At 64.2% G+C, this 9,029-nt stretch carries 11 protein-coding genes, 1 tRNA gene and 1 pseudogene; 9 read left to right on the top strand and 4 right to left on the bottom strand.

The genetic code is table 11. The features are described 5' to 3' along the window. Positions 1-284: 284 nt before the first annotated feature. The 9 genes and pseudogenes from ABQE44_RS25405 to ABQE44_RS25365 form a co-directional block, all read left to right on the top strand. Positions 285-1,376: a tyrosine-type recombinase/integrase gene (locus tag ABQE44_RS25405; RefSeq protein ID WP_448432549.1), complete on the top strand. Its 1,092-nt coding sequence runs from the start codon at positions 285-287 to the stop codon at positions 1,374-1,376. A gap of 197 nt (positions 1,377-1,573) precedes the next feature. Further along, a complete protein-coding gene (locus tag ABQE44_RS25400; RefSeq protein WP_448432547.1) occupies positions 1,574-1,798 on the top strand; it encodes an excisionase family DNA-binding protein in 225 nt (74 codons plus the stop codon). A gap of 177 nt (positions 1,799-1,975) precedes the next feature. Next, positions 1,976-4,066, top strand: coding sequence for an AAA family ATPase (locus tag ABQE44_RS25395; protein ID WP_448432545.1), 2,091 nt, complete (start codon positions 1,976-1,978; stop codon positions 4,064-4,066). Next, positions 4,063-4,269: a hypothetical protein gene (locus ABQE44_RS25390; protein WP_448432543.1), complete on the top strand. Its 207-nt coding sequence runs from the start codon at positions 4,063-4,065 to the stop codon at positions 4,267-4,269. Before ABQE44_RS25395 ends, ABQE44_RS25390 begins: the two co-directional genes overlap by 4 nt. A gap of 6 nt (positions 4,270-4,275) precedes the next feature. Beyond that, the gene (locus ABQE44_RS25385; protein ID WP_448432541.1) at positions 4,276-4,506 is read left to right on the top strand and encodes a hypothetical protein; all 231 of its coding nucleotides are present in this window, start codon (positions 4,276-4,278) and stop codon (positions 4,504-4,506) included. Positions 4,507-4,765: 259 nt separating this feature from the next. Continuing rightward, positions 4,766-5,011, top strand: a complete 246-nt coding sequence (locus ABQE44_RS25380) for a hypothetical protein (RefSeq protein WP_448432539.1) — start codon at positions 4,766-4,768, stop codon at positions 5,009-5,011. Then, entirely contained in the window at positions 5,011-5,541 is a 531-nt protein-coding gene (locus ABQE44_RS25375; RefSeq protein ID WP_448432537.1) for a hypothetical protein, read from the top strand. Before ABQE44_RS25380 ends, ABQE44_RS25375 begins: the two co-directional genes overlap by 1 nt. 134 nt (positions 5,542-5,675) lie before the next feature. Beyond that, complete coding sequence (locus ABQE44_RS25370; protein ID WP_448432535.1) at positions 5,676-6,530, top strand: phage major capsid protein; 855 nt, start codon at positions 5,676-5,678, stop codon at positions 6,528-6,530. 388 nt (positions 6,531-6,918) lie between these two features. Beyond that, positions 6,919-7,134: pseudogene (locus ABQE44_RS25365) on the top strand (hypothetical protein); the annotation flags it as partial. 26 nt (positions 7,135-7,160) lie between these two features. Here the strand turns inward: ABQE44_RS25365 and ABQE44_RS25360 are convergent. The 4 genes from ABQE44_RS25360 to ABQE44_RS25345 form a co-directional block, all read right to left on the bottom strand. After that, positions 7,161-7,325, bottom strand: a complete 165-nt coding sequence (locus tag ABQE44_RS25360) for a hypothetical protein (RefSeq protein WP_448432551.1) — start codon at positions 7,323-7,325, stop codon at positions 7,161-7,163. 163 nt (positions 7,326-7,488) lie between these two features. Then, entirely contained in the window at positions 7,489-7,941 is a 453-nt protein-coding gene (locus tag ABQE44_RS25355) for a PIN-like domain-containing protein (RefSeq protein WP_448432533.1), read from the bottom strand. Continuing rightward, positions 7,874-8,557, bottom strand: a complete 684-nt coding sequence (locus tag ABQE44_RS25350) for a DUF433 domain-containing protein (protein WP_448432531.1) — start codon at positions 8,555-8,557, stop codon at positions 7,874-7,876. The genes ABQE44_RS25355 and ABQE44_RS25350 overlap by 68 nt, the downstream gene beginning before the upstream one ends. A 383-nt stretch (positions 8,558-8,940) precedes the next feature. Beyond that, positions 8,941-9,013, bottom strand: a tRNA-Arg gene (locus tag ABQE44_RS25345). Positions 9,014-9,029: the final 16 nt, after the last annotated feature.

Genomic DNA, 9,029 nt, shown 5'->3' with positions numbered 1-9,029 from the left:
TCTAGTCGCTCTGGTTGTAGGGCGGCGCGACTGCGCACCCAGCGATCAGGCTTAACGCCCGGAAATAGCCCGGCATCGGTGAAAACCTACATCTACGTGGTGCCCCCGGCAGGATTCGAACCTGATTGATCATCCGGCGGGGCTGGGCCATCTGTCTGCGGTTTAGCACCCTCACCTGCTGTTATCATGCTCATACCGCGGTGACAGTACTGGGCAATTGGGACTTGGCTGCACACTGTTATTGCACGAAAGTTGCACGCGGGTGATGACGAAGGGGTGCAAAGGTGGCGAGGAAAAGGCGAGGATTCGGGCGGTTGCGCAAGCTGCCGTCAGGCCGTTGGCAGGCGGCATACACCGGACCGGACGCCAAGGTTCACAAGGCGCCGCGGACGTATGCGACCGAGGACGACGCCATCGGCTGGCTCAACATTCAGCGCCGCAAGATCGAGCTGGGCACGTGGGGCGCGGTCGAGCGCTCCGATGGCGTCACGTTGCGCACCTATGGCCAAGCATGGATCGAGCAGCGGCAGTTGCGGCCACGCACCCGGCAGCACTACGAGTCCATGCTCGAGCGGTTGATCCTGCCCGACCTCGGCGACCTGAAGATGGTCGCGCTGACGCCGGCCAGGGTTCGCGAATGGCACGCTGCGCTCGGTTCCGAACACCCGACGCGCAACGCACACGCGTACGCCTTACTGCACGCGATCTGTTCTACCGCCGTACAGGACGAGGTGCTCGACGCCAATCCTTGCCGCATACGGGCGGCCATGCAGACGAAGCGCCGTCGGAACATCGCGCTACTGGCCCCGGCCGAGGTAGAGCGACTAGCCGAGGCGATGCCCGACCATTTGCGCGCCAGTGTGCTGCTGGCAGCATGGTGCGGCCTGCGCTGGGGGGAGACCGCGGAGCTGCGCAGGGGCGACCTGAACCGCGACTGCAGCACGCTGCGCGTGCACCGGGCGGTCACCTACCGCGCCGGCACGTTTCACATCGGCGAACCGAAGACTGCGGCGGGCGTTCGCGATGTTGCTGTGCCGCCGCATATCCGCCCGATGCTCAAGGAGCACTTGAAGAATCACGTCGGCCGCGGGGCCAGAGCGCTGCTATTCCCCGGCGATGGTGGCGAGCATCTTCGCGCCGACCAGTACCGGACCCATTGGGAGAAGGCCCGCGCAGCCATTGGTAAGCCGAACTTGCGCGTGCACGATCTGCGCCACGTCGGCGCTGTCCTGGCCGCCCAATCCGGCGCCACCACAGCCGAACTCATGCACCGCCTCGGGCACACAACTCCCCAAATGGCGTTGCGGTACCAACACGTCGCGGAAGGGCGCGACGCGGCGATCGCTGAGGCTATGTCGAAGGCCGCGACGCAGTAGAGCCTGTGACGTTAGTCACAGTGGATGGGCTAGCTCGGACTGGCCCGCGCTAACCGTTCTGCACGACATTGCAAGCATATGCAAACATATGCAGCTAAACGTCACTCCCCGCCAGTGGTAGCACAGTCTACCGAAAGTGCTTGGTGTGTACCGCATTCCGTTAGGCCATGTCGAAACTCGGCCATACATTGAGTGACATGAGCACACAACAGAACGCAACCCAAGATCGCAACGCCGCGCTGCCCAAAAGGCTGATCACCATCGCAGCTGCGGCCGAGTACGCGGACGTCCACGTTCGCACCATTCGCCGGTGGCTGGCCTCGGGCCACCTCACGGGCTACCGGCTTGGCCCGCGGCTGCTGCGGATCGATGCTGACGAACTGCACCGCCAGCACCTACACCCCGTTGGTGGCGCCGCGTAACGCGGCTATCCCATCCCAATTCATTAACCCCCGCAGGGCGATTCGCCACACCAGGGCTGCATGAAACCCGAAGGGTAAAAGCTAAGTGCGACAAAAGAAAACCCCCGGCTCACCAGCGCCGGGGGTCTACCAAGTGCAACACTTCCATTCTATCAGCGGACGCCGGCGGTGGTCGCGATGACTGCATTCGACCGCTTGACCGCCGCGCTCACAGAGCGCGGCCTCAAGGTCGTTCCTCAAGGCGACCGGAAGGCCCGGGCACAGTGTCCCGCGCATGATGACGGCAGCCCGTCGCTGTCGATCGGGCCGCGCAACGACGGCAACGGCGTGGTGCTGACATGTCACGCAGACTGCGACACGTCTGACGTGTTGGCCGCGTTGAACATGCGGATGGCCGACCTGTTCGACGACAGCGGGCTTCGCGATATCTATGCGCCGAGAAGGAATTACAGGTATCCAGATGGCCGCGTCGTCCACCGCAAGCCGGGCAAGTCGTTCCCGCAGTCCGGTAACAAGAAGGGCCGCGCGCTGTTTCATGGCGACCGGATCATCGGGTCCCCGACGGTGTACGTCGTCGAGGGCGAGAAAGACGTCGAAGCCATCGAGGCGATCGACGGAACTGCCGTCTGCCCGGCGATGGGTGCCGGGAAAGCCCACCTAGCCGACTGGTCACCGCTGACCGGCCTCGACGTCATCATCGTCGGCGACAAGGACGACGCCGGCCGCAAGCACGCCGACACGATCGCCGATCTGTTGCGCGGTATCGCTGCGAACGTCCGCATCGTGGAGGCCGCCGTGGGCAAGGACGCGGCCGATCACGTCGCGGCCGATAAGGGTCTGGACGACTTCGTCGCGGTGAAGATGCCGCCGCCAGGTGTTACAGCTGCGAACGGCACAGCAGCCCGGCGCGCCCGCATCATGTGGGCCAGTGGCATCGAGCCCGAGCCAGTTGTGTGGGCATGGGAGGAAGGCGACGGCCACGGGCGCATCGCTGCTGGGTCGCTGTCGATAGGCGCGGGTCGCGAGGGTACCGGGAAGTCCAGCTACGCAATCTGGTTGGCGGCCAACATCACCCGCGGCACGTTGCCGGGCAGCTTCTACGGGACGCCGCGCACGGTGTTCTACATCGCGGTGGAGGACTCGTGGAAGCACACCCTGGTTCCTCGGCTCATCGCCGCTGGGGCCGATCTGAGCCGGATCGGCAGGTTCGAGGTCGTGTCGACCGATGACGAGGAATTGTCGCTAAGCCTGCCTCACGACAACGGCCTGCTCGAGCGGGAGATTCGCGAGCACGACGCCGCACTCGTCGTGATCGACCCGTTGATGAGCGTGATCGGTGAGCGCATCGACACTCACCGTGAGCGCGAAGTTCGCTCTGCGCTCGACCCGTTGGCCAAGATGGCCGACCGCACCGGCGCGGTGATCTTCGGTGTCGCGCACTTCAACAAGGGCAGCGGCACCGATGCCGCCAGCCTTATCACCGGATCGGGTGCCTTCAAGAACGTGCCCCGCTCGGTGTTCGGGTTCGCCCGCGATGACGCCGATGAGGATGGTGGCCGGGTCATGTCGCAAGTGAAGAACAGCCTGGGTCGCGACGATCTACCGAGCCTGTCCTACGGCATCGAGGCTGCCGAAGTCCGCACCCGCAAGGGCATCGCCACTACGGGCCGGTTCGTGTTCCTCGGCGAGTCCGAGCGATCGGTCGCCGATGTCCTGCGCGACTCCCGCACTGACCCCGAGGAAGCTGACGAACGCCGCGATGCCGCGTCATGGATCAAGGAGTACCTGATCGAGCACGGAGGCGAGGCCCCGGCAAAGGAAGTCATCGCCGCCGGACAGGGGGTGGGGTACTCGGTAGGGACGCTAAAAAATGCTCGCCGCAAGGTCGCCGACACCAAGCGTGCCGGATTCCGCGATGGCGTGCACAGCTGGATTCTCCGCGTAGGTCACACCGTAGATCACGTAGGTCACACCGATCAGAAGCCGTTACCTACGGGACCTACGGCGTTACCTACGGAGCCGGTACCTGCGGTACCTGCGGGAGGGGCGACCGGTGACTCAGGCCCGAGTTCGGTCACGCCGAGCGCACCGACGAGCGACACATCCGACCCGCCAGTGCTCACCCAGCAAACTCCTGCACGCCCGAGCAAGCCCGCTGGCTTCACCCCGCCCACCGGCCCCGACCGCTGCGCTGACTGTGGCCACCACACCCCTACACAAGGGCACCGCGACAACTGCCCACTGAATACCGAAAGGAAAACCGCGTGATGAACGACCCAATGGAGTTATCCGAAACCACCGCAGACGCAAACCCCGACACCGATGCGGTACCCGACACCGACGTTTCGCTCGCTCGGATCGCCAACTCCCTGCATGAGTTGACGATCGCGGAATGGGCCGCGGTCAGGGTGCTCGACGAGCGGCTGAAGCAGGTTGTCGACCGCCTCGGCGTCATCGCGGAGCGGGTGTGATGCCCGATGACGAAGAACCATGAGCAACGCCGGCGCAATGCCAAGATCGCCGACGTCGCGCTAGCGCTCCTTGGGCACATCGATTTGTCTGGCGCGATGACGGCCGACGACTTGCGCCAGCGCACGCCGATGGACGGACGGCCGTATCTCGACGACGCGCTGACGCTGCTGCGCGACGCCGGGATGATCGAACCCGCCGAGGCGACGCGGTGGTATCGGGCTGGGGGTGCCGCATGAGCGCAACCCCGGTCCCGGTGGCCAAGGTTGTTCGTGTCTTTTATGCCACGGGCGGCCGTCATGTTCGCATCCAGTGTCCGCACCGATGTTCGGCGGGCGAGCACGTCCACCCCTGGCGCAAAGGCGATACGCGGCCGTCACAGATGACGGTTGCTCACTGCTCACGCGCTGGCGAGCTTCGCGTGTACGCCATCGACGCCCCAAGCGCCGCAGCGGCAGCCGCCGCGGCGCCACCCCGCAGGAATAGGAGACAGAGAAAGTGAATCTCGAATACTCAAACGTCGACCCCGCCGACGATCGCGACCCGATCGCTGCGGCATTCGCTGATTACCGCCGACCCGAGGGTAAGCGGGTCGCTCGGCCTGCCGAAGTCGGCGACATCACCGCACTGGCCGGTAAGACGGTGGCGGTAGAGCACGACGAACTATTTCCGGAGCACGGCCTCGCTCGCCACACCGAGCCGCTGACCGTGACCCGACCTGTATTGCCGAAAGGAGGCAAGTAATGACCGACAACAACAGCACCGCTGAAACCGCCCCTGCCACACCGGAAGACACAGCCGCAGCCGATAACCCCGACGCGGCCGAAACGTCACCCCAGGACGAACCTGGCGACGCCGACGTCGCACCCGACGCCGCGGAGGTCGACACCGACGCCGACGATCAGGGTGACGCTGACACGTTCCCGCGCCATGTCGTCGAGAAGCTGCGGAAGGAAAACGCCGGGCTGCGCGATCGTGCGAAGACCGCCGAGAACCGCCTGGCGGCGTTGCAGCGACAGCAGATTGACGCACAAGCTGCTGCGGCCGGGCTGAAGCCCGCAGCCCTGCGGGCGGTGGTCAACGACGAGGACCTCCTCGGTGAGGATGGCTCGGTCGATGCGGCGAAATTCGCCGAGGCCGTCAAGACCGCCCGCGAAACCCTTGGCCTCGAGCGCCGTCAGCCTGACCGCAGCCGAATCGGCGTGTCTGGCATTGGGCTACAGGGCCAGCGGCAGCCACAGGGGTTCGCGTCAGCTTTCCGGCGACGCGACTGATCGGGGGTATAATCGAAGCTAGTTCCGCCCGGCGCGGACATATTCTTGCTAGGCCCGGCGCCTGCAGTCCACACACTCTTTGTTGATTGCGCGCGCTGGGCCGCGCGCCGAGCGTTGAGAGGCATTACGCCACAATGACTACCATCACCACTGGAACCAGCGCCAAGGGCTGGTCTCCCGATCTGCACGTTTTCGCCCCGACCGACGTTGTGCCCGACGCACTGATTCTTCAGTGCAGCACCGTCGCTGGCCAAATCGAGGGCGACGATCCCGCCGTGCGCGTCGCGTATGTCGACGACGATGAGGCGCAGTTCACCGCGGAAGGTGCGACGATTCCCGAAGGGGAGCCACAACTCGCAGAAGTCCTCGTGCATACCGCGAAGATCACACAACTGGTTCGGCTGTCCAATGAGCAGTACGCGCAAGACCAGACGGCCGTGCAACTCTCGCAGTCGGTGGCCCGAGCGATCACTCGCCGCGGCGATATCGCGTTCGTCGCCGAGGCCGCGCCGACCGCGCCGGCTGTCGCGCCGGTCGCCGGCATCGCCAACGTCAGTGGCATTGTTGACGGTGGCGCGGTGGACGGCAACCTCGACGTGCTGGTCGATCTGCTGGCCACGCTGCAGGACAACTTGGCGACGCCGTCCCACATTCTCGTCGGGCCGAAGGCGTGGGCCGAGCTTCGCAAGCTCAAGGTTGGCGGCACGAACACGAACGAGAGCCTGTTGGGCGCTGGCACTACCGACGCGGCCCAGATGTTGCTGTCGGTGCCGGTCATCGTCAACACCGCGGCACCGGCGAACACCGGCCTGGTCGTCGACCAGAACGCCATCGTCTCGGCGGTCGGGCCGGTCAAGGTCGCGACGAGTGAACACCAGTATTTCACTGCGGATTCTGTTGCGCTGCGGGCGACTTGGCGGATCGGCCACGTCGTGGTTCGCCCTGAGCGCATCGGCACCTTCACCGTCGGCGACGACGGCGAGGGCTAACCAAAGACCACCTGCGGTTGCCCCCGCTGTCCTTCAAAACCGCGTGAATGTGTCCAGTCGGGGCGACCGCAGGCCCTCACAGGAACGCCGGGCTGGCCTGAGTGGCTGCCACTCGCCAGCCCGGCGTCTCCCTGATCCTTGAAAGGTGTTGAATCACCGTGTATTCGTGCTCAGCATGCGGGGCACCGATCGGGGCCATGACAGCCCCGTACACCTGCCCCACAACGGGTAGGCAAGGCATGCCACGGCGGCCAACCAGCGGGCGGCCTACCGTGGCACCGCCAGCAGTCAAGGCGTTGCAGCGCGGTCACGCGCTACGACAGGCCGAGCTAGCGGCGCGTCAGCGTAGGCTCAAACGCCAGCGTCGGGCCGCCCAGGCTGCTGCCAGATGGCACGGCGAGGGCGAATAGCGTTGGTGCAGCCCAAGTTCGGTCGTGACGGCAAGCGACAGTACAGCGCCGCAGAGCGGCGACTGCGCCGTCGACTGCGCGCGCTCGGTGACCCCTGTGCGCTGTGCCACGAACCGATCGACTACTCGTTGCCGCAGTACGATCCGCTTAGCTTCGAGGTTGATCACATCGTCCCAGTTGCACATGGCGGCAGGCACACTCGGGACAATGTGCAGCCGAGTCATCGGCGATGCAATAGAGCAAAGTCCGACCAGCTGACGATGCCCGAAGCGCCTGCGACGGCGCGCAGCGCCGAGGTGGCGAGCGATGCTTGCGCGGCTGGCGGAAGTGTTTGCTGGAATTGCAACGGCACGCACAACCCGCGATCGGGCGTCACGTTCGTCACGGCGAGGTCATGGTGACCAGCAAGCGTTCAGGACGGCATAACCGCACGTCAAATGGGTGGGGGAGGGTCCTCGCAAACACTCATAGTCGCACTCGTGGCATTGCGACCGTCTACCCCCGACATTTTTTCCACACGGCGTGGCCAAGTCACATTTCGTGTCGCGTTAGAGCAACTCGATGCGCGGGTGAGCACCTCCACGCGCTCTCCACACGGAGGGTTTCCCGTTCATGCATTCAGTACAAATATCTCGCAGTGTCGCAGCGACGATGGCAGTCAACTGCGTTACCGTCGCCTCTCCGTCAAATAGGAATAGGTGAATCTTCGCTGCTTTGTACGCTGCCAGTTCGCTTGGCGTTTTCAATATGGTCGTGTCCCGACCGATAGCCGCCCAGCGGTGCTTGCCGACATCGCGTAACCACACTTCGTCAGCGACACCCGCGGAAGCTGCCCGTGAGCCGTAAAGCTCAGGCGGGGTGTGGACTATGTAGCCGTACCTCTGTATTGACCGGCGCAGCGTTTTGCCTGCAAGATTCTCGTCGAGATAGAACTCAGGCGGTGCGGCCCAGGATGACGCGTGCGGCGGTTCGGACTTCGTCTCGGGAGATTCCGAACTCATCCGCGACGACCTCCCCTGACTCTCCTGCCTTGAGCATGGCGGCCACATCCGCGACGCGTGGTCCTGCGACACCAAATCTCGGCTGTCCGAATGAATGGTGCAGGTCGACAACGACTTTCGCTGGTTGCCACTGCCGAAGAATTAGCTGATACGGAACATCGCCGCTGTCCCAAGAGATGTACTGGAGGTAATCCTCGACAATCTCGCGGATGACGTTCTGTCCAGAACGAGCTTCAATGAGTCCAGCACCTTCCTTGGACCTCGAGAAGTCCCAAAGTACGTCGATACCGTCCGTCGCGAGGTTCGGGGCAGTTAGGACGTACTCGCGGCCAAACTCGCGCTGAAGCTGATCGAGCGCTGGCCGAACGCGCTGCAGGCGTACTCCGGCCTCCCGCAGCGCTTCGAGCACGTAAGCCTCGGTCAGTGCGATGAATGTGACGTTCGCCTTTCGTTTCGGCGTGTCCTGAAGCACATGGATGAGCGATGCGCCGCGCTCGTAGCCCTTCGCCCACCTGTGGAAAGTCTGCCGCTTAAGCGCTAGGAAGCGGGCTGCGTCGGCCATGTTCAGAATGCCTTGAGTGAAACGGAGGTCATCGGCGGCTGCGATATCGCTCATATCCCACCTTTCACGCATTGACATCTAAACATTACCCATTGACCACCGTGCGGCATCGAGCTTCCAGGCGCAACACCCGAATTTCGGTTGAGTCGTCAGTAGTTGAGTGCGTAGTACCGTCCACAACAGCACACAGCCCCGGGGCCACACTCCTCGGCCAGCCTCGCAACATAAGCGTGATGGCGTGGCCAATGCGCTAGGTCGGGCGATAGTGCTGTTTGACTTGCAGCCACTTGGCGAGGTGGCCTCGGTGCCAGGCAGCCAGCGGAACGAAATGAGGTGGATGGCGTGACCGGCGGGCGTGGCAACTCGCTTCCTTAACGCCGCGAAGCACCTTTATTGCACGAATCTTGCACGGACCTGCATCACTGCTGTTCAGGTAGTGCCCCCGGCAGGATTCGAACCTGCGGCCTTCTGCTCCGGAGGCAGACGCTCTATCCCCTGAGCTACGGGGGCGCACTCGAAGAGCTGC

This window comes from Mycolicibacterium sp. XJ2546 (assembly GCF_053483195.1).
This window is presented reverse-complemented; position numbering and strand designations above follow the sequence as displayed.